The following is a 19,434-nucleotide window of genomic DNA, read 5'->3' as shown; positions in this document are numbered from 1 at the left end:
GTGGGGTTTTCCCCAGCAGAAGAGTGCGCTGTTCCTCAGCGCGCTCGACACCCGGTTCGGGACAGACTCTTCCACGTAGCAGCGACACGTTCCCGCGCACGACCACGAGCACGAGCACGACCACGCGCGCCGTCCGCGCGCACGCCGCAGGCACCGGCGGCTCTGGTGATGACCGACATAGGAGACTTGACATGACATCGGCCGTAAGTATTCCCGCACACGGGAGCACCGGAGGGCGTACGGCCGTTGCCGCGCGGGCGCGGCAGGTCGTGAAGGCGTACGGGTCGGGGGAGACCCGGGTGGTCGCCCTGGACCACGTGGACGTGGACATCGCCCGCGGACAGTTCACCGCGATCATGGGGCCGTCGGGCTCGGGGAAGTCCACGCTGATGCACTGCCTGGCCGGCCTGGACACCGTCACCGGCGGGCAGATCTACCTCGACGAGACCGAGATAACGGGCCTGAAGGACAAGAAGCTCACGCAGCTGCGCCGGGACCGGATCGGCTTCATCTTCCAGGCGTTCAACCTGCTCCCGACGCTGAACGCGATCGAGAACATCACGCTGCCCATGGACATCGCCGGCCGCAAGTACGACCGGGCGTGGCTGGACCGCGTCGTGGAGACCGTCGGGCTCGCCGGGCGGCTCAAGCACCGGCCGACCCAGCTCTCCGGCGGCCAGCAGCAGCGGGTGGCGGTGGCGCGGGCGCTGGCCGCCCGGCCCGAGATCATCTTCGGTGACGAGCCGACCGGCAACCTCGACTCGCGCGCCGGCGCCGAGGTGCTGGGCTTCCTGCGGCGTTCGGTGGACGAGCTGGGCCAGACCATCGTCATGGTCACCCACGACCCGGTGGCCGCCAGTTACGCGGACCGGGTGCTGTACCTCGCCGACGGCCGGATCGTCGACGAGATGTACAAGCCGACCGCGGAAGCCGTCCTCGACCGCATGAAGGACTTCGACGCCCGGGGGCGCACGTCATGACCGTCGTGAAGACCTCCCTGCGCAACTTCTTCGCGCACAAGGGCCGCATGGCGCTGTCGGCGGTGGCGGTGCTGCTGTCGGTGGCGTTCGTCTGCGGCACCCTGGTGTTCACGGACACCATGAACACCACCTTCGACAAGCTCTTCGCGGTCAGCTCGGCCGACGTCACGGTCTCCCCGAAGGACGCCGAGGCCGAGGACGACCCGCAGAACGGCGTGCCCGAGTCGCTGCCCGCGTCGACGCTGGAGACGATCCGGTCGGCCGAGGGCGTGGAGTCGGCCGAGGGCGCGGTCGTCTCGATGAACGTGACCGTCGTCGACGCCGACAACGACAACGTGGGAGCCACCAGCGGCGCCCCGACCCTCGCCGGGAACTGGACCAAGAACGACCTGCGGTCGATGGAGATCACCTCGGGGCACGCGCCGCGCGGCCCGACCGAGGCGATGGTCGACTCCGACACCGCCGACAAGCACGACCTGAAGATCGGCGACGAGCTGCGCACCATCGCGCAGACCGGCGACTTCAAGGCGAAGATCGTCGGCATCGCCTCCTTCACCGTCACCAACCCCGGGGCCGCGGTCGTCTACTTCGACACCCCCACCGCCCAGCGCCAACTGCTCGGCGGAGCGGACCGGTTCAGCCAGTTCAACGTCACCGCCGCCTCCGGCGTCACCGACGCGCAGCTCAAGCAGAACGTCACCGCGGCCCTGGACGGCGGCTCCTACAAGGTCCAGACGGCCAAGGAGACCTCCGACGAAGGGCGCGAGGACGTCGGCGAGTTCATGAACGTCATCAAGTACGCCATGCTCGGCTTCGCCGGGATCGCGTTCCTGGTCGGCATCTTCCTCATCATCAACACCTTCTCCATGCTGGTCGCCCAGCGCACCCGGGAGATCGGCCTGATGCGGGCCATCGGCTCCTCCCGCCGGCAGGTCAACCGCTCGGTGCTGGTCGAGGCCCTGTTCCTCGGCATCGTCGGCTCGGTCCTCGGTGTCGCGGCCGGTGTCGGCATCGCCGTCGGCCTGATGAAGCTGATGTCGGCGGCGGGCATGAACCTGTCCACCGACGACCTGACCATCAAGACGGCGACCCCGGTGGTCGGCCTGGTCCTCGGCATCGTGGTCACCGTCCTGGCCGCCTACCTGCCGGCCCGCCGCGCCGGCAAGATCTCCCCGATGGCCGCCCTGCGCGACGCCGGGACGCCGGCCGACGGCAAGGCCGGCTGGATACGCGGGCTGATCGGCCTGGTGCTCACCGGTGCCGGTGCCGCCGCCCTGTTCACGGCCGGCGCCGCCGACAAGGCGAGCGAGGGTTCGATGATGCTCGGCGCGGGCATCGTGCTGACCCTCATCGGCTTCGTCGTCATCGGCCCGCTGCTGGCCAGCTTCGTGGTCCGGGTGATCAGCGCGGTGCTGCTGCGGGCCTTCGGCCCGGTGGGCCGGCTGGCCGAGCGCAACGCCCTGCGCAACCCGCGCCGCACCGGCGCCACGGGCGCCGCCCTCATGATCGGTCTGGCGCTGGTGGCCTGTCTGTCCGTCGTCGGCTCCTCCATGGTCGCCTCGGCCACCAGCGAGCTGGACAAGACGGTCGGCGCGGACTTCATCGTCCAGGGCAACCAGCGGATCGTGCCGCAGGCCGAGAAGGCGATGCAGGACACGCCCGGACTGGAGCACGTCACCCGCTACAAGGTCCTCGACGCCACCCTGACCTCGCCCGACGGCAAGACCGACGACGACGGGGTCACGGCCGCCGACCCGACCTACGCCGAGGACGTGCGCCGCGTGACGACGGCGGGCGAGCTCTCCGCCGCCTACGGCACCGACGCCATGTCGGTCGGCTCGGACTACGCCGAGAAGCACGGTGTGCAGGTCGGTGACACGATCTCCGTCGCCTTCAAGGGCGGCGAGACCGCGAAGCTCAAGGTCGCCGCGATCACGAGCGACGACGTCGCCATCGACCAGGGCGCGCGGTACATCAGCATCGAGACGATGCGGAAGTACCTGCCGGCCGAGAACGTCCCGCCGAACATGATCATGTTCGCCAAGGCCGAGGAAGGCCAGGCCGACCAGGCGTACGCGGCGCTGAAGAAGTCCCTGGACGCCTACCCGCAGTACCAGGTCGCCGACCAGACCGACTACAAGCAGGAGCTGAAGGACCAGGTCGGCCAGCTGCTGAACATGGTCTACGGCCTGCTCGCCCTGGCGATCATCGTCGCCGTCCTCGGCGTGGTGAACACGCTGGCGCTGTCGGTGGTCGAGCGGACCCGGGAGATCGGCCTGATGCGGGCGATCGGCCTCTCCCGCCGCCAGCTGCGCCGGATGATCCGCATGGAGTCCGTCGTCATCGCCCTCTTCGGTGCCCTGCTGGGTCTGGGGCTGGGCATGGGCTGGGGCGCCACGGCACAGAAGCTGCTCGCCCTGGAGGGACTGAACGTCCTCGACATCCCCTGGCCGACGATCATCGGCGTCTTCATCGGCTCGGCCTTCGTGGGTCTGTTCGCGGCCCTGGTCCCGGCCTTCCGCGCCGGCCGGATGAACGTCCTGAACGCCATCGCGACGGAGTAGCACCCGACCCGACAGCCACCGCACACGGGGGTTGCGGGGGAAGGGCCCGGCGCCGACGTCCCAGCAGGGCGGAGGCGCCGGGCCTCTTTCGGGTCACTTCCCGGCCTACCGAGTCGGGTGGTGGGCGGGCACAGGCCCGGGGGTCCAGGGGCGGAGCCCCCCGGTACGTCCACGGCGGCACCGGCCACCACTCGGCCGACCTCGTCCACAGCCCCCGACGCGCCCGAGCGGAGAGACGTACGCTGGAGACACCCCGGCCCGCAGCGCGCGTCGGGCCCGTCGTGTTGTACACCCCCGCACGGAAAGCGCCCCGAATGAGCCTGCACGGTCTGCTCGACGCCGTCGTCAAGGACACCGCCCTCGCGGAAGCGATCACGGCGGCCGCAGACGGCAACCGCATGCACGTCGACCTGGTCGGCCCGCCCGCCGCACGGCCCTTCGCGATCGCCGCCCTGGCCCGCGAGACGGGCCGCCCGGTGCTGGCGGTGACCGCGACGGGGCGCGAGGCGGAGGACCTGGCGGCGGCCCTGCGTTCCCTGCTGCCGCCCGAGGGCGTCGTCGAGTACCCGTCCTGGGAGACCCTGCCGCACGAGCGGCTCAGCCCCCGCAGCGACACCGTCGGCCGCCGCCTCGCCGTACTGCGCCGCCTGGCGCACCCCCGCCCCGACGACCCCGAGACCGGCCCGGTCTCCGTCGTCGTCGCGCCCGTGCGCTCCGTGCTCCAGCCGCAGGTCAAGGGCCTCGGCGACCTGGAGCCGGTCGCCCTGCGCACCGGCTCCACCGCCGACCTGAACGAGGTCGTCGAGGCCCTGGCGGCCGCCGCGTACGCGCGCGTGGAGCTGGTGGAGAAGCGCGGCGAGTTCGCCGTGCGCGGCGGCATCCTGGACGTGTTCCCGCCGACCGAGGAACACCCCCTGCGCGTCGAGTTCTGGGGCGACGACGTCGAGGAGATCCGCTACTTCAAGGTCGCCGACCAGCGCTCCCTGGAGGTCGCCGACCACGGCCTGTGGGCCCCGCCCTGCCGCGAGCTGCTGCTCACCGAGGACGTCCGCGAGCGGGCCGCCGCCCTGGCCGAGGACCACCCCGAGCTGGGCGAACTGCTCGGCAAGATCGCCGAGGGCATCGCGGTCGAGGGCATGGAGTCCCTGGCCCCCGTCCTCGTGGACGACATGGAGCTGCTGCTGGACGTGCTGCCCAAGGGCTCCATGGCGGTGGTCTGCGACCCGGAGCGGGTCCGCACCCGCGCCGCTGACCTGGTCGCCACCTCGCAGGAGTTCCTCCAGGCGTCCTGGGCGGCCACGGCGGGCGGGGGCGAGGCGCCGATCGACGTGGACGCGGCCTCCCTGTGGTCCATCGCGGACGTCCGGGACCGGGCCCGCGAGCTGGACATGATGTGGTGGTCGGTCTCCCCCTTCGCCGCCGACGACGCGCTGGAGGAGGCCGACACCCTCAAGCTCGGCATGCACGCCCCCGAGACCTACCGCGGCGACACCGCCAAGGCGCTGGCCGACACCAAGGGCTGGCTCGCCGACGGCTGGCGCGCGGTCTACCTCACCGAGGGCCACGGCCCGGCCGCCCGCACCGTCGAGGTCCTCGGCGGCGAGGGCATCGCGGCCCGCCTCGACAACGACCTGGACACCCTCAGCCCCTCCGTCGTCCACGTCTCCTGCGGCTCGATCGAGCACGGTTTCGTCGACCGGGCGCTCAAGCTCGCCGTCCTCACCGAGACCGACCTGACCGGGCAGAAGGCCGCCGGCCGCGAGGGCGCCCGGATGCCCGCCCGGCGCCGCAAGACCATCGACCCGCTCACCCTGGAGTCGGGCGACTACATCGTCCACGAGCAGCACGGCGTGGGCCGCTACATCGAGATGGTGCAGCGCACCGTGCAGGGCGCCACCCGCGAGTACCTGGTCGTGGAGTACGCCCCCGCCAAGCGCGGCCAGCCCGGCGACCGGCTCTACATCCCCACCGACCAGCTGGAGCAGATCACCAAGTACGTCGGCGGCGAGGCCCCCACCCTGCACCGCCTGGGCGGCGCGGACTGGACCAAGACCAAGGCCCGCGCCAAGAAGGCGGTCAAGGAGATCGCCGCGGACCTGATCAAGCTCTACAGCGCGCGGATGGCGGCGCCCGGTCACGCCTTCGGCGCCGACACCCCCTGGCAGCGCGAGCTGGAGGACGCCTTCCCCTACGCCGAGACCCCGGACCAGCTCACCACCATCGCCGAGGTCAAGGAGGACATGGAGAAGACGGTCCCCATGGACCGTCTGATCTGCGGCGACGTGGGCTACGGCAAGACGGAGATCGCGGTCCGCGCCGCCTTCAAGGCCGTCCAGGACGGCAAGCAGGTCGCCGTGCTGGTCCCCACGACCCTGCTGGTGCAGCAGCACTTCGGGACCTTCAGCGAGCGGTACGCGCAGTTCCCGGTGAACGTGAAGGCGCTCTCCCGCTTCCAGACCGACACCGAGGCGAAGGCGACCCTGGAGGGCCTGCGCGACGGCTCGGTGGACATCGTCATCGGCACCCACCGCCTGTTCTCCTCGGAGACCAAGTTCAAGGACCTGGGCCTGGTCATCGTCGACGAGGAGCAGCGCTTCGGCGTCGAGCACAAGGAGCAGCTGAAGAAGCTCCGCGCCAACGTCGACGTGCTGACCATGTCCGCCACCCCCATCCCCAGGACCCTGGAGATGGCGGTCACCGGCATCCGCGAGATGTCCACGATCACCACCCCGCCGGAGGAGCGCCACCCGGTGCTGACCTTCGTCGGCCCCTACGAGCACAAGCAGATCGGCGCCGCGATCCGCCGCGAGCTGCTGCGCGAGGGCCAGGTCTTCTACATCCACAACCGCGTCGAGTCCATCGACCGGGCGGCCGCCAAGCTGCGCGAGATCGTCCCCGAGGCGCGGATCGCCACCGCCCACGGCCAGATGTCCGAGCAGGCCCTGGAGCAGGTCGTCGTCGACTTCTGGGAGAAGAAGTTCGACGTGCTGGTCTCCACCACCATCGTCGAGTCCGGCATCGACATCTCCAACGCCAACACCCTCATCGTCGAGCGCGGCGACAACTTCGGCCTCAGCCAGCTCCACCAGCTGCGCGGCCGCGTCGGCCGTGGCCGTGAGCGCGGCTACGCCTACTTCCTCTACCCGCCGGAGAAGCCGCTGACGGAGACCGCCCACGAGCGTCTGGCGACCATCGCTCAGCACACCGAGATGGGCGCGGGCATGTACGTGGCGATGAAGGACCTGGAGATCCGCGGCGCGGGCAACCTGCTGGGCGGCGAGCAGTCCGGCCACATCGCCGGTGTCGGCTTCGACCTGTACGTACGCATGGTGGGCGAGGCGGTCGCCGACTACCGGGCCTCCCTGGAGGGCGGGGTCGAGGAGGAGCCGCCGCTCGAGGTCAAGATCGAGCTGCCCGTCGACGCGCACGTCCCGCACGACTACGCCCCCGGCGAGCGGCTGCGGCTCCAGGCGTACCGGTCCATCGCCTCCGCCAACAGCGAGGAGGACATCAAGGCCGTACGCGAGGAACTCGTCGACCGGTACGGCAAGCTGCCGGAGCCGGTGGAGAACCTGCTGCTGGTCGCGGGCCTGCGCATGCTCGCGCGGGCGTGCGCCGTCGGCGAGATCGTGCTTCAGGGCAACAACATCCGCTTCGCGCCGGTGGAGTTGCGGGAGTCGCAGGAGCTGCGCCTGAAGCGGCTCTACCCCGGGTCCGTCATCAAGGCGGGCTCGCACCAGGTCCTCGTACCGCGTCCGAAGACCGCGAAGGTGGGCGGCAAGCCGCTGGTCGGACGCGAACTGCTCGGCTGGGTCGGCGAGTTCCTGACCTCGATCCTGGGGTCCTGAGACCCTGGGGTCCTGAGACCCTGGGGTCCTGAGGTCCTGATCCTGGGGTCCTGAGCCGCGGCGCGCCGCCGAGCCGCCGCCGAGCGGGCACCGAGCGGGCACCGAAGAAGCCGTCCACGGGGACAGGTCCCGTGGACGGCTTCCCTGTGTCGGGGGAGCGTGTTACTGCTGGTCCGGCCGGTTGCCGCCGCCCTCGCGTCCGAAGCCGAGCCTGTCCTCGGCCTGCTGCTGCGCGGTGTCGACGTGCTTCTCGTACTTGCCGCCGGTGCGCTGGTTGACCTGGCGTTCGGCGGCGTCGGACATCTTCCGTGACCTGTCCTTGTCCTTGCCGGCCATGCTCTTCATCTTGTCGAGGATGCCCATGCAGAGCTCCTTCCGAGACGTGACTCACTGTCGACCGTACGACAGATTTGTCCCGCATGCCCAATAAAGCCCACTTATGGTCTGAACCTCTCCGTCGCTACCGTGGTACCGGCGAACAGCAAGGGGAGGGACGCGCATGCGGCGGTACGGCAGGACGCGCATCGGCGGGAGGCGCATCGGTGGGGCGGCGTGCGCGGTCCTCGCGCTGGCGCTGGTCACCGGGTGCGAGGGCGCCGACGGGGGCGGACCCGCGACGACGGACGAGGGCGCCGGCGCTCCGGCCGCGGGCCGGGCCGTCAGCCCGCTGCGCAACCCGGACGGGACCGGCCCCGGCCTCGCTCCCATCATGGGCGACGCCGACCGGGCGAAGGCCCGCGAGCTGATCGACGGCCTGACGACCAAGGGGCGCGGGCCGAGGACGGGGTACGACCGCGACGAGTTCGGCTACGCCTGGATGGACACGGCCGACGGCGTACCGTACGCCCGCAACGGCTGCGACACCCGTAACGACCTGCTCCGGCGCGACGGGCAGGAACTGCGCTTCCGCTCCGGTTCGAACTGCGTGGTCGTCGCCATGACGCTGGACGACCCGTACACCGGCACCACCATCGAGTGGCGCAAGCAGAAGGCGAGCGAGGTCCAGATCGACCACGTCGTGCCGCTGTCCTACAGCTGGCAGATGGGCTCCTCGCGGTGGAGCGAGGGCAAGCGCGAGCAGTTGGCGAACGACCCGCTCAACCTCATCCCGGTGCAGGGCCGCGCCAACTCAGCCAAGAGCGACTCCGGGCCCGCCTCCTGGCTCCCGCCCGACAAGTCGGTCCGCTGCGCCTACGCGGTCCGCTTCGCGCAGGTCGCCGCCAAGTACGAACTGGCGGTCACGGCACCGGACAAGCGGATGATGTCCCGCCAGTGCGGCGGCTGACCGGGCCGGCGGCCGGGTGACCGGCGGCCGGTGACTGGGGGCGGGGGCCGGTGACCGGCGGCCGGTGAAAACCGCTGTCCGGCCGCGCGCACCCCTGGCTACGGTGACCGGATGGAGCTGAAGATATCGAGCCTCGCCGAGCGCCCGGAGATGCTGGACCGGGTCCGGGAGATGGCCGACAGCTGGCCCGCGTTCGCCGTCGAGGACCTCTCGGGCAACGCCCACTACCCGCGTATCGCCGTCGAGTTGCCCCAGTACGTGCAGTTCGCCGAGGACGAGCACGGCGAGGTCGTCGCCCACGGCCACAGCGTCCCGTTCGCCCTGCACACCGAGTGGCGCGGCGCGCTGCCCGCGCGCGGCTGGGCCGAAGTGCTCGTGTGGGCCTTCAGCGACCTGCGCCGCGGGGTGCGCCCCGACACCGTCAGCGCCATCTCCGTCACGGTCGCCCCGCACGCCCAGGGGCTCGGCCTGTCCGGCAGGATGCTCGCCGCGATGCGCGACAACGCCCGCGCCCTCGGTTTCCGCGAGGTCGTCGCCCCGGTTCGCCCCAGCGCCAAGCATCTCGAACCCCACGCCCCCATCGAGGAGTACGTCCGCCGGCTGCGCCCGGACGGCCTGCCCCACGACCCCTGGCTGCGCGTCCACGCGCGGGCCGGCGCCACCGTCGACTCGGTGGCCCCGGCCTCCATGACCGTCTCCGGCTCGCTGGAACAGTGGCGGGCCTGGACGGGCCTGCCCTTCGACACCGCCGGGGACGTCGAGGTGCCCGGCGCCCTGGTGCCGGTGCGCTGCGAACCGGAGCGGGGCTACGCGGTGTACGTGGAGCCCAACGTGTGGATGCGGCACCCGCTCTGACCGTCCCGCCCCGCCCGGGCCAGGACCGGGCCGGGGCGGTCGCGGCGGGTGCCGTACGCCGCTCAGGCGGTGCGCTGGTTCATCGCGTCCAGGTCGAGGACGTCACCGGTGGGCGCGTCGGTGGGGACCGGCTCGTCGTAGTCGCTGAAGAGCAGGGTGCCGGAGTCACCGGCGGAGCCGGACGCGTGGTCGAAGCGCAGGAGGTAGGGCTTGCCCTCGGCGGCGATGTAGAGCGTGCTGCGGTCCTGGCCGTCCGTCTCGAGCAGGGTGAAGGCCGGTGCGCCGTCGACGGTGGTGGCCCGGCCGCGGGTCACCTGCGTGTCGCCGTCCCCGTCGCTGCCGTCGCCCTCGCCGGAGCCGTCGGCACCGTCCAGCATCGTGTCCAGGTCGCAGAAGCTCGTCATGTCCTTGGCGTCCGGGCCGGTCGCGGACATCTTGGTCCACCGGCCGGCCAGCAGGGACACGAGCGCCTCGGTGTCCGCCTGCGGCTCGCCCTCGCTCTGCGCCCGCAGGAACTGCTCGTCGTACTTCAGGTAGACCGTGTCGCCGGTCTTGATGAGTTCGGCCTCACCCTGGCCGTCCATGCTCATGGTCCCCGCGCACTCGCCCTCGCGGTCCAGGGCGAGGTCGATCCGTATCATGCCGCCGCTCTCCTCGTCCGGGACGTCGCCCGTCATGCGCAGCGAACGGGCTCCGGTGGTGGCCTCGAGGGCGCGGTCGGATATCTCGGTGGCGCTCAGCCCGGCGAACGGCCCCTCGGACGCGGAGGCCGAAGCGGACGGTGCCGCCGCGGCCTCCGCTCCGCCGGAAGCGGGCCGGGAGGCGGACGCCGAACCGTCCGGCTTCCCGGAGGCGGCGGACCCGGCGGGAGCGGTGGCCCCCGTGCCGTCGGTGCCGCCGGTGTCGCTCGGACCGGACTGGCATCCGGTGAGACTCGCGGTGGCCGCCGCGGCGAGAAGGAGAGCGGTGAACGTGGAGCGGCGTACGTGCCGGCGCATGGCGGAGTCCCCCCAGGAATCCCAGCAAGGCGTTGAACGGTGAGCAGTGAGCAGTGAGCGGTGAAGCGGTGAGCGGTGAAGCGGTGCGTGGTGAAGGTGGAGCGGTGACGGCAAGGGCGAGCAGGGTGAGGCGTGGTGCGACGCGCGGCCTGTCACGGGCCGCGCGTGGCGGGCCGCGACGACGAGCCGTGCACCGTGGAACCGTGCGGCAGGCGTGGGCCGGCGCTCAGAAGTTGCCGTTGCCGAGCAGCTCGCCGTCGGCATCGTAGACGGTCACGAGGCCGTTCTCACTCTGCTTCCAGTCGGCGAACGCGGAGGCGATGAGCTTCGCGGGGCCCATGCCCTCGCCCATGATGCCGCCGGTGAAGTCGGTGTAGACGTCGGCGGTGTCGAGGATGTCGTTCTGCTCCTCGGCGCCCTGCACCTTGGTGACGTGGGCGACCGCCTCCTTCTCCGCGGGGGTGCCGTTCTTCTCCACGAACTCCTTGAACAGGTCGGCCTGGGAGGACTTCTCGGCGGCCTTGTCCTCGGCCTTCTCCTGATCCTTGCCGCCGGCCTCGTCCCCGGCGGTCTTCGCGTCGGACCCGCCGCCCCCGGTGCCGCCCGGCTTCTCCTCCGCGCCGGCGGAGGTCCGGTTGTCCGCCTTGCCCTCGCCGCCCCCGTCACCGGAGTTCGCCGACATCGCGCCGATGACGGCGATCCCCACCACGGCACCCAGCGCGATCTTGGTCTTCATGCCCATGACTCTGTCCCCTCCCGATGCGGCGACCGCCATCTGCCCGGCGGTTGCTCGTTGGCGAGGTCAATAAGACCAGAGTCCGTGAACCGAGTCAACCAAGTTCACGGAGATGACTGTGTACACGAGCGTGAACCCATCCTTACCGGTCCGTCGGTATGCTCGGCGACACACATGTGACGAGGGGAGCCGTGCGGGTGCAGGACAACGCGACAGAAGTGACCGCCGCCGGGATCGCACGGCTCGCCGGCGTCGGCCGCGCGGCCGTGAGCAACTGGCGGCGTCGGCACCCCGACTTCCCCCAGCCGGTCGGCGGCACCGAGACCAGCCCCTCCTTCGCCCTCGCCGAGGTGGAGGGCTGGCTGCGTACCCACGGCAAACTCGCCGAAGTCCCCCTGCGGGAGCGGGTCTGGCAGCAGGTCGTCGGCCACCCCGAGGGACCGGTCACCGCGCTCACCCACGCCGGCTGCGTCCTGCTGCTCATCCACGAGCGCCCCACCGTCTGGCTGGAGCTGAGCGCCGGCTCCGACGAACGCCTCGCCGCGATGCTCCCCGAGGCGCTGGAGCAGGTGCTGACGCCGCGCTTCGGCGCGGTGGGGCCGCGGCGCCGCGAGCACGGGGCACGGACGGCCGCGGTTCCCCCTTCTGCCCCGGGAGCCCCCGCCCCGGCGGCCCCCACCCCCACGCCCCCGCCCGCCCCCGCCCTCCAGAACCTCACCGGCCCCGCCGCCCTCGCCTCCGCGCCCCTCCTGCGCGGCACCGCGGAACTCGCCGCCGAGCTGGGCGCCCGGCAGGCCTTCGAGTTCCTCCTCGGCCGCCACCTCGACGCCAACCCCCGCCAGTTCACCCTCACCCCCGCGGACCTGGCCGGGCTCATGGCCGACCTCGCCGGCCCCGCCCGTACCGTCCTCGACCCGGCCTGCGGCACCGGCGCCCTCCTGCGCGCCGCCGCACCCGACGGCCCCGCCCCGCGCCCCGAACACGACGGCCTGCGACTGCACGCCCAGGACGGCGCCCCCGACCTCGCCGCCCTCACCGCGCTCCGCCTCGCCCTGCACACCCGGGCCACCGTCCGCGCCGCCGCCGGCGACTCCCTGCGCGCCGACGCCTTCCCCGACCTGCGCGCGGACGCGGTCCTGTGCCACCCGCCGTTCAACGAACGCAACTGGGGCCACGACGAACTCGCCTACGACGCCCGCTGGGAGTACGGCTTCCCGGCCCGCACCGAGTCCGAGCTGGCCTGGGTGCAGCACGCCCTCGCCCGCCTGCGCGACGGCGGCACCGCCGTCCTCCTCATGCCGCCCGCCGCCGCCTCCCGCCGCTCCGGCCGCCGCATCCGCGCCGACCTGCTGCGCCGGGGCGCGCTGCGGGCCGTGATCGCGCTGCCGGCCGGCGCGGCACCGCCGTACAGCATCCCGCTCCACCTGTGGGTGCTGCGCCGCCCCGGGACGGCGCCCGCGCAGCCCGAGGTGCTGCTCGCCGACGTGGGGCAGTTCACCGGAGAGGGGCGCGGCGGGCCGGACTGGCGGGCCGTCGGGGAGACCGTGCTCGGCGCCTGGCGGGACTTCGAGCGCGCCGGCCGCCTCGACGAACGGCCCGGCCTGGCCCGTTCCCTGCCCGTCATCGAACTCCTCGACGACGACGTCGACCTGGCCCCCGCCCGCCACCTCCCGCCGCCCGCCGCCGACGGCGCCGGCCACCTCGCGGAGGTGCGCGAACGCCTCGCCGAGACCCTGCGCCTGACCACCGACCTCACCCCCGCGCCCGCCGGCACCGAGCAGCCCGGCACCGCCCCGTCCGGCACCGCACGCTCCACGGCCCGCTGGCCGCTCACCACCGTCGGCGAACTCGCCCGCGGCGGAGCCCTGCTGCTGCGCACCGGCACCAACGGCGGCCGCACCCGCGTGCCCGTCCTCACCGACCACGACGTACTCGCCGGCACCGCCCCCTCCGGCACCCTCCCGGAGAGCGACGAGGAACCCGTGCTGACCGAACCGGGGGACGTCGTCGTCCCGGTCCTCGGCGGCGGCTCCGTCGCACGCGTCGTCGACGACGCCACCGCGGGCGCGGCGCTGGGGCGCAACCTCGCGCTCCTGCGCCCCGACCCCGCCGCACTGGACCCCTGGTTCCTCGCCGGCTTCCTGCGCGGCACCGCCAACAACCGCCAGGCCAGCAGCTACGCCTCCACCGCCACCCGCCTCGACGTCCGCCGCCTCCAGCTGCCCCGGCTCCCGCTCGACGCCCAGCACCGCTACGGCGAACGGTTCCGCGCCCTCGACGAGTTCGAGCGCGCGCTCCGGCTCGCCGGCCGCCTCGGCGAACAGCTCGTACGGGGCATGTACGACGGGCTGACGGACGGCTCGGTGGCACCCGGGACATGACCCGCTCGTGATCGGTACGGCAACGGTTCGGTACAACCGGGGACCACTGTCGGCCCCGGCCTATACGCTCGGACTCTCACGACGGACGATCCGTTCGTCCGTTCGACACGGCATCAGGGTCCAGGAGCAGTCATGTACGGCAACGGCGCAGCCGGGCCGCCGCCCCCGCGCGGCGCGACCACTGTCATTACCCTGCGCGTGCTGTTCGCCGCCGCCGGCTTCCTCACCTGCGGGCTGCTCTCCTGCATCCCCCTGTTCCGGGTCGCCGTGCTGCGCGGCGGCCGGCTCGACTGGACCCTGGCCTGGCTGAGTCTCCCGGTGTCCATCGGCTGCCTCGCCGTGGTCGGCTCGCTGCCCGAGACCGACGGGCGCACGGACGCCGCGATGGCCGCCCTGCTGCTGATCGGGGCGGCGGCCGCCGCGCACTTCCTCGTGGTCGACCTACGTCTGCACGCCGCGCGGCCGCCGTTCCCCGGGTACCAGCCGTACCCGGCGCCCGGACCGCACTACGCCCAGACACAGCCCGCCGTCGGTCCCTACGGGCCCGCGCTCGCGCCGCAGACCCCGCCGCCCCACGGCCCGGGGCCCGCCCCCGCCGGATACCGGACGCCCCCGCAGACACCCCCGCCCCGCCCGGCCGCACCCCGGCCGCCGGTGGCCGGTACACCGGTGCCCCAGCCGCCCGGCCCCGCCCGCATGCCCCAGCCGCCCGCCCCGGCCCGCATCGACCAGGTCCGCGCCGAACTCGACGAGCTGAGCGACTACCTGCGCCGGCACGACGGCGGCGGCAGCGCGAACGGCAGGGGCGAGGGCGGAAGGTGACCGTGGCGGCAGGACGCGTCGTCGCCGGCCGGTACGAGCTGTCCACGCTCATCGGACAGGGCGGCATGGGACAGGTCTGGACGGCCTACGACGGACGGCTCGACCGGCGCGTGGCGGTGAAGCTGCTGCGCCCCGACAAGGTGGCGGGCCAGGAGGCCGACGAACTGCGCCGCCGCTTCGTGCGCGAGTGCCGGGTGACCGCACAGGTCGACCACCCCGGGCTGGTCACCGTGCACGACGCGGGCAGCGAGGGCGAGGAGCTGTTCCTCGTCATGCAGTACGTCGACGGCGCCGACCTCTCCGACCACCTCGCCGAGAACGACCCCTACCCCTGGCAGTGGGCGGTCGCCGTGGCCGCCCAGCTGTGCGCCGTACTGAGCGCCGTGCACGCGGTGCCGATCGTCCACCGCGACCTCAAGCCGCGCAACGTGATGGTGAAGCAGGACGGCACCGTCACCGTCCTCGACCTCGGTGTCGCCTCGGTCATGGACGCCGACACCACCCGCCTCACCCACACCGGCACCCCCATCGGCTCACCCGCCTACATGGCCCCCGAGCAGGCGATGGGCGGCGCGGTCGGTCCGTACACCGACCTGTACGCACTCGGCGTACTGCTGCACGAACTGCTCAGCGGGGACGTGCCGTTCGCGGGATCGACCGCCCTGGGCGTCCTCCACCGGCACCTGTACGAGCCGCCGCTGCCCGTGCGCCGTATCCGCCCCGAGGTCCCGGAAGCCCTCGAAGCCCTCGTCCTGCGCCTGCTCGCCAAGGACCCGCAGCACCGCCCCGCCTCCGCCCAGGAGGTGTACGAACAGCTGGCGCTGCTGCTGCCCGCGCGCGGCATGCCCACCGGCGGCCCCCTCGACCCCACCCGCCCCTTCGTGCGCCCGCACGCCCCCTGGCCCGACCGCGCCCGCACCCCGGCGCCCCAGCCCGCCCCGGCCACGCCGGTCCCCGAGGCCGGCAAGCCGGACGTCGCCCGCGCCGTCGAGGACGTCAAGCGCCTCCTCGGGGAGGGCCGCATCACCCAGGCCGTCGACATCCTCGGCGCGATCCTGCCCGCCGCCGCCGAACAGCACGGCGAGCGTTCCCCGGTCGTGCGCACCCTGCGCAAGCAGTACGCGGCCACCCTCATGGACGACGGCCAGTACCGGCGCGCCCTGCCCGAACTGCGCCGCCTCGCCGACGAGCGCGCCGCCGAGGCCGGCCGGGCCGACCCCCAGTCCCTGCGCCACCGCTACGACGCGGCCCAGTGTCTGGAACAGCTCGGCGAGCCGGCCGCCGCCCTCGCCGAGTACCGCGCGCTGCTGCCGTACTACGAGAACCAGTACGTCGATCCCGACCCGGACCTCGCCCACGACGTCCGCCGCCGCATCGGCCACCTGCTCCTCGCCCTCGGCGACCGCGCCGCCGCCCACGAGACGCTCGCCCGGCTCCTGCACGACGTGGAGCGCCTGCACGGCCCCGGCCATCCCCTCGCGGGCGAGGTCCGGCGCACCCTGCAGTGGCTCGGCCAGGTGCGCGGCTGACCCACCGCCACTGCCCGGGGGACGGCGCGGCGGTGCCCGAAGCGTCGGTGAATCGTTGGTCGAATGGGTTGGCCAGAGCCGGGCCACTGCCTACCATCGATCATCGCAAGACCTTGTGCACCGTCGCACAATCTCCAACGGGAGGTTCCCTTGCACCGCCGCCGTCGCACCGCGCTCCTGTTCACCGCCGCGATCGCCGCCGCGGCACCCCTGCTCACCGCGTGCGGCAACGACGCGCACCCGGGAGCCGCGGCCGTCGTCGGCGACCAGCGGATCACCGTCGCCCAGCTGGAGGACCGCGTCGACGAGGTGCGCGCGGCGCAGCGGGCCGCCGTCCCCGATGACGCCCAGTACCAGCAGGTCCTCGCCCGGACCGGCAGCCTCACCCGCGACACCCTGCACGGCATGGTCCTCGACCGGGTGCTGCACCGCGCCGCCCGGGACGCGGGCGTGACCGTCAGCCGCGCCGAGATCCAGGACATGCGGGCCGGCCTGGAGGAGCAGGCGGGCGGCCCCGAGCAGCTGGAGACGGTCTGGCTGCAGCAGTACGGCGTGGCCCCCGACCGCCTGGACGACAACCTCCGCGTCCAGCTGGAGGCCCAGAAGCTGGCCGAGAGCCTCGGCACCGACACCAGCCGGCCCGAGTTCTGGCAGGCCCTCTCCAAGGCGTCCGACCAGCTCGACATCGACCTGAACCCGCGCTACGGCGACTGGGACGTCCAGAAGAGCAGCCGCGTCGACACCAAGACCCCGTGGGTCCGGGAGATCACGACGGCACAGACCCAGCAGACGGCGTAACGGTCCTGCCGGGGGCCCTGGGGCCAACCGGTCCGGGGCCCTGGCGACCACCGGGTCCGGGGCCCTCGCGACCACCGATCCGGGGCCCTGGCGACCACCGGCCCGGGGCCCTGGCGACCACCGGCCCCGGACCCTGGCGACCACCGATCCGGGTCCTTGTGGACAACCGGTCCGTGCCCCCTGTGGACAACTCGGGGGCCGTCGGCCAGGTGCGTTACGTTCTGAAGGTGAACGCAACCAGCGCCGACACCCACCCCGGCACCACCCCCGACCCCGGCCGCATCGTCCTGCTCACCACGAGCCACCGCGTCGCCCCCGGCCTGCTCTCCTGGCCCGCCTGGCAGGCCCTGCGCACCGCCGACCGCGTGCTGTGCGCCGACGGCGCGCATCCGCAGCTGCCGTACCTGCGCGAGGCCGGCATACGGGTCGACGAGGCGGCCCCGGCCGCCGAGGAGCTGGTCGCCGCCTGCGCCGGCGGACACACGGTGGTCGTCGTCGCCACCGGGGAGGGGGACCCCGGCCTCACCGACGGACTGGCCCGCCTCGCCGGCTCGGGCCGGGTCGCCATGCCGGAGCTGGAGCTGCTCCCCGCCTCCTACGACCTGCCCGGGGCCCGCCTCCTCGACCTCGTCCAGGTCATGGACCGCATCCGCGTCGAATGCCCCTGGTCCTCCCGGCGCACCCACAAGGGCCTGGCCAAGTACGCCATCGAGGAGGCGTACGAGCTGGTCGAGGCGATCGAGGACGGCGACCGCGACGAGCTGCGCGAGGAACTGGGCGACGTACTCCTCCAGGTCGTCTTCCACGCCCGGATCGCCGAGGAGGACCCCGACGCCCCGTTCTCCGTCGACGACGTGGCCGCCACCATCGTCGCCAAGCTCATCCACCGCCACCCGCACGTCTTCGGCGACGAGACGGCGACCACCCCCGAGGAGGTCAGGGAGCACTGGCTGCGCACCAAGGCGGCCGAGAAGCAGCGCGCCTCGGTCACCGACGGGGTTCCCCTCGGCCAGCCCGGACTGGCCCTCGCCGCCAAGCTCGCCTCCCGGGTCCGCACCGCCGGCCTGCCCGTGCCCCTGCCCTCCGGCGAGGGCATCGGCTACGAACTGCTCGCCCTCGCCGCCCGCGCCGAAGCCGAGGGCACGGACCCGGAGGCGGCCCTGAGAGCGGCGGCCCGCGCCTACCGGGACGCGATCAGGGAGGTCGAGGCATGACCGGGTCGGACTCCCTCCCCGCCCCCGGCTCCCCGCCGGCACCCGAGCTGTTCACCTGGGAGTTCGCCGCCGACCCGTACCCGGCCTATGCCTGGCTGCGCGAGCACGCCCCCGTGCACCGCACCCGGCTGCCCAGCGGGGTCGAGGCATGGCTGGTCACCCGGTACGCGGACGCCCGGCAGGCGCTCGCCGACCCGCGGCTGTCCAAGAACCCGGCCCACCACGACGAGCCCGCGCACGCCAAGGGCAAGACCGGCATTCCGGGGGAGCGGAAGGCCGAGTTGATGACCCACCTGCTCAACATCGACCCGCCCGACCACACCCGGCTGCGTCGACTCGTCAGCAAGGCGTTCACGCCCCGCCGGGTCGCCGAGTTCGCGCCCCGGGTGCAGGAGCTGGCCGACGACCTCATCGACCGGTTCGCGCAGACCGGGAGCGCCGACCTGATCCACGAGTTCGCCTTCCCGCTGCCCATCTACGCCATCTGCGACCTGCTCGGCGTCCCCCGCGAGGACCAGGACGACTTCCGGGACTGGGCGGGCATGATGATCCGTCACGGGAAGGGCCCGCGGGGCGGGGTCGCCCGGTCGGTGAAGAAGATGCGCGGCTATCTCGCCGACCTCATCCACCGCAAGCGCGCCGCGCTGCCGCCCGAGCCCGGCCCCGGCGAGGACCTCATCTCCGGCCTCATCCGCGCCTCCGACCACGGCGAGCACCTCACCGAGAACGAGGCCGCGGCGATGGCCTTCATCCTGCTGTTCGCGGGGTTCGAGACCACGGTCAACCTGATCGGCAACGGCACGTACGCCCTGCTCACCCACCCCGAGCAGCGGGACCGTCTGCAGACGTCCCTCGCGGCCGGGGAGCGGTCCCTGCTGGAGACCGGCGTCGAGGAACTGCTGCGCTACGACGGGCCGGTGGAGATGGCCACCTGGCGCTTCGCCACCGAGCCGCTCTCCATCGGCGGCCGAGCCGTCGCGGCCGGCGACCCCGTCCTGGTCGTCCTGGCCGCCGCCGACCGCGACCCGGAGCGCTTCACGGACCCGGACACCCTGGACCTCGCCCGCCGCGACAGCCAGCACCTCGGGTACGGGCACGGCATCCACTACTGCCTCGGCGCCCCGCTCGCCCGGCTGGAGGGGCAGACCGCGCTCGCCACGCTCCTGACCCGCCTGCCGGACCTGCGCCTCGCCGCGGCGCCGGACGAACTGCGGTGGCGCGGCGGCCTCATCATGCGAGGTCTGCGCACGCTGCCCGTGTCCTTCACCCCCGTCGCGCGATCGGCCGACCACGGTCCGTCCCCGAAGTAAAAGTGACACGCGCTCAACTTTGTGATCTTCACGTGATCTGCGCGGCATGAACTTGTGACAAGCGATCATCTGCCTATACGTTCACGGATCAGCGTGGCCCGAGTATCACCGCCG

The 19,434-nt window shown here is 73.0% G+C and carries 14 protein-coding genes; 11 read left to right on the top strand and 3 right to left on the bottom strand.

Features of this window, described 5'->3' with window-relative positions:
- Positions 1-191: 191 nt before the first annotated feature.
- The 3 genes from ACFZP7_RS14760 to mfd all read left to right on the top strand — a co-directional run bounded on the left by ACFZP7_RS14760 (position 192) and on the right by mfd (position 7,392).
- Complete coding sequence (locus ACFZP7_RS14760) at positions 192-980, top strand: ABC transporter ATP-binding protein (protein WP_029394354.1); 789 nt, start codon at positions 192-194, stop codon at positions 978-980.
- Positions 977-3,544 (top strand): ABC transporter permease, encoded by a 2,568-nt coding sequence (locus tag ACFZP7_RS14755; RefSeq protein ID WP_385634577.1) that lies wholly within the window; start codon positions 977-979, stop codon positions 3,542-3,544. Before ACFZP7_RS14760 ends, ACFZP7_RS14755 begins: the two co-directional genes overlap by 4 nt.
- Before the next feature lie 314 nt (positions 3,545-3,858).
- Entirely contained in the window at positions 3,859-7,392 is a 3,534-nt protein-coding gene (gene mfd / locus ACFZP7_RS14750; RefSeq protein ID WP_031021350.1) for a transcription-repair coupling factor, read from the top strand.
- A 162-nt stretch (positions 7,393-7,554) separates the two neighbouring features.
- Here the strand turns inward: mfd and ACFZP7_RS14745 are convergent, their stop codons facing one another.
- Positions 7,555-7,755: an antitoxin gene (locus ACFZP7_RS14745; protein WP_019329929.1), complete on the bottom strand. Its 201-nt coding sequence runs from the start codon at positions 7,753-7,755 to the stop codon at positions 7,555-7,557.
- Positions 7,756-7,891: 136 nt separating this feature from the next.
- On the opposite strand from ACFZP7_RS14745, the gene ACFZP7_RS14740 reads away from it, so the two are divergent.
- A complete protein-coding gene (locus ACFZP7_RS14740) occupies positions 7,892-8,677 on the top strand; it encodes an HNH endonuclease family protein (protein WP_385634576.1) in 786 nt (261 codons plus the stop codon).
- 111 nt (positions 8,678-8,788) lie between these two features.
- Entirely contained in the window at positions 8,789-9,532 is a 744-nt protein-coding gene (locus ACFZP7_RS14735) for an N-acetyltransferase (protein WP_385634575.1), read from the top strand.
- Positions 9,533-9,594: 62 nt separating this feature from the next.
- On the opposite strand, the gene ACFZP7_RS14730 is transcribed toward ACFZP7_RS14735, so the two are convergent.
- Positions 9,595-10,530 (bottom strand): hypothetical protein, encoded by a 936-nt coding sequence (locus ACFZP7_RS14730; RefSeq protein WP_385634574.1) that lies wholly within the window; start codon positions 10,528-10,530, stop codon positions 9,595-9,597.
- A 226-nt stretch (positions 10,531-10,756) separates the two neighbouring features.
- Positions 10,757-11,272: a hypothetical protein gene (locus ACFZP7_RS14725; protein ID WP_031021355.1), complete on the bottom strand. Its 516-nt coding sequence runs from the start codon at positions 11,270-11,272 to the stop codon at positions 10,757-10,759.
- 191 nt (positions 11,273-11,463) lie between these two features.
- Between ACFZP7_RS14725 and ACFZP7_RS14720 the strand changes: the two genes are divergently transcribed.
- From ACFZP7_RS14720 to ACFZP7_RS14695, 6 genes are all read left to right on the top strand, one after another.
- Positions 11,464-13,647 (top strand): N-6 DNA methylase, encoded by a 2,184-nt coding sequence (locus tag ACFZP7_RS14720; RefSeq protein WP_385634573.1) that lies wholly within the window; start codon positions 11,464-11,466, stop codon positions 13,645-13,647.
- A 132-nt stretch (positions 13,648-13,779) separates the two neighbouring features.
- Entirely contained in the window at positions 13,780-14,469 is a 690-nt protein-coding gene (locus ACFZP7_RS14715) for a hypothetical protein (RefSeq protein WP_031021360.1), read from the top strand.
- A gap of 38 nt (positions 14,470-14,507) precedes the next feature.
- A complete protein-coding gene (pkaE, locus tag ACFZP7_RS14710) occupies positions 14,508-15,998 on the top strand; it encodes a serine/threonine protein kinase PkaE (RefSeq protein WP_225619896.1) in 1,491 nt (496 codons plus the stop codon).
- A 150-nt stretch (positions 15,999-16,148) separates the two neighbouring features.
- A complete protein-coding gene (locus ACFZP7_RS14705) occupies positions 16,149-16,796 on the top strand; it encodes a SurA N-terminal domain-containing protein (RefSeq protein ID WP_019329937.1) in 648 nt (215 codons plus the stop codon).
- Between the two features lie 227 nt (positions 16,797-17,023).
- On the top strand, positions 17,024-18,010 hold the full coding sequence (locus tag ACFZP7_RS14700; RefSeq protein ID WP_125538016.1) for a nucleoside triphosphate pyrophosphohydrolase: 987 nt from the start codon (positions 17,024-17,026) through the stop codon (positions 18,008-18,010).
- The gene (locus ACFZP7_RS14695; RefSeq protein WP_385634572.1) at positions 18,007-19,320 is read left to right on the top strand and encodes a cytochrome P450; all 1,314 of its coding nucleotides are present in this window, start codon (positions 18,007-18,009) and stop codon (positions 19,318-19,320) included. Before ACFZP7_RS14700 ends, ACFZP7_RS14695 begins: the two co-directional genes overlap by 4 nt.
- Positions 19,321-19,434 lie beyond the last annotated feature (114 nt).

Origin of the sequence: Streptomyces sp. SudanB5_2050 (genome assembly GCF_964272335.1) — a bacterium.
In the GTDB taxonomy this organism is placed as follows: Bacteria; Actinomycetota; Actinomycetes; order Streptomycetales; family Streptomycetaceae; genus Streptomyces; species Streptomyces rochei.
This window is presented reverse-complemented; position numbering and strand designations above follow the sequence as displayed.

Coding starts and splice junctions, on each gene's coding strand:
- ACFZP7_RS14760 (WP_029394354.1), top strand. CDS start 192: ATGACATCGGCCGTAAGTATTCCCGCACACGGGAGCACCGGAGGGCGT.
- ACFZP7_RS14755 (WP_385634577.1), top strand. CDS start 977: ATGACCGTCGTGAAGACCTCCCTGCGCAACTTCTTCGCGCACAAGGGC.
- mfd (WP_031021350.1), top strand. CDS start 3,859: ATGAGCCTGCACGGTCTGCTCGACGCCGTCGTCAAGGACACCGCCCTC.
- ACFZP7_RS14745 (WP_019329929.1), bottom strand. CDS start 7,755: ATGGGCATCCTCGACAAGATGAAGAGCATGGCCGGCAAGGACAAGGAC.
- ACFZP7_RS14740 (WP_385634576.1), top strand. CDS start 7,892: ATGCGGCGGTACGGCAGGACGCGCATCGGCGGGAGGCGCATCGGTGGG.
- ACFZP7_RS14735 (WP_385634575.1), top strand. CDS start 8,789: ATGGAGCTGAAGATATCGAGCCTCGCCGAGCGCCCGGAGATGCTGGAC.
- ACFZP7_RS14730 (WP_385634574.1), bottom strand. CDS start 10,530: ATGCGCCGGCACGTACGCCGCTCCACGTTCACCGCTCTCCTTCTCGCC.
- ACFZP7_RS14725 (WP_031021355.1), bottom strand. CDS start 11,272: ATGGGCATGAAGACCAAGATCGCGCTGGGTGCCGTGGTGGGGATCGCC.
- ACFZP7_RS14715 (WP_031021360.1), top strand. CDS start 13,780: ATGTACGGCAACGGCGCAGCCGGGCCGCCGCCCCCGCGCGGCGCGACC.
- ACFZP7_RS14695 (WP_385634572.1), top strand. CDS start 18,007: ATGACCGGGTCGGACTCCCTCCCCGCCCCCGGCTCCCCGCCGGCACCC.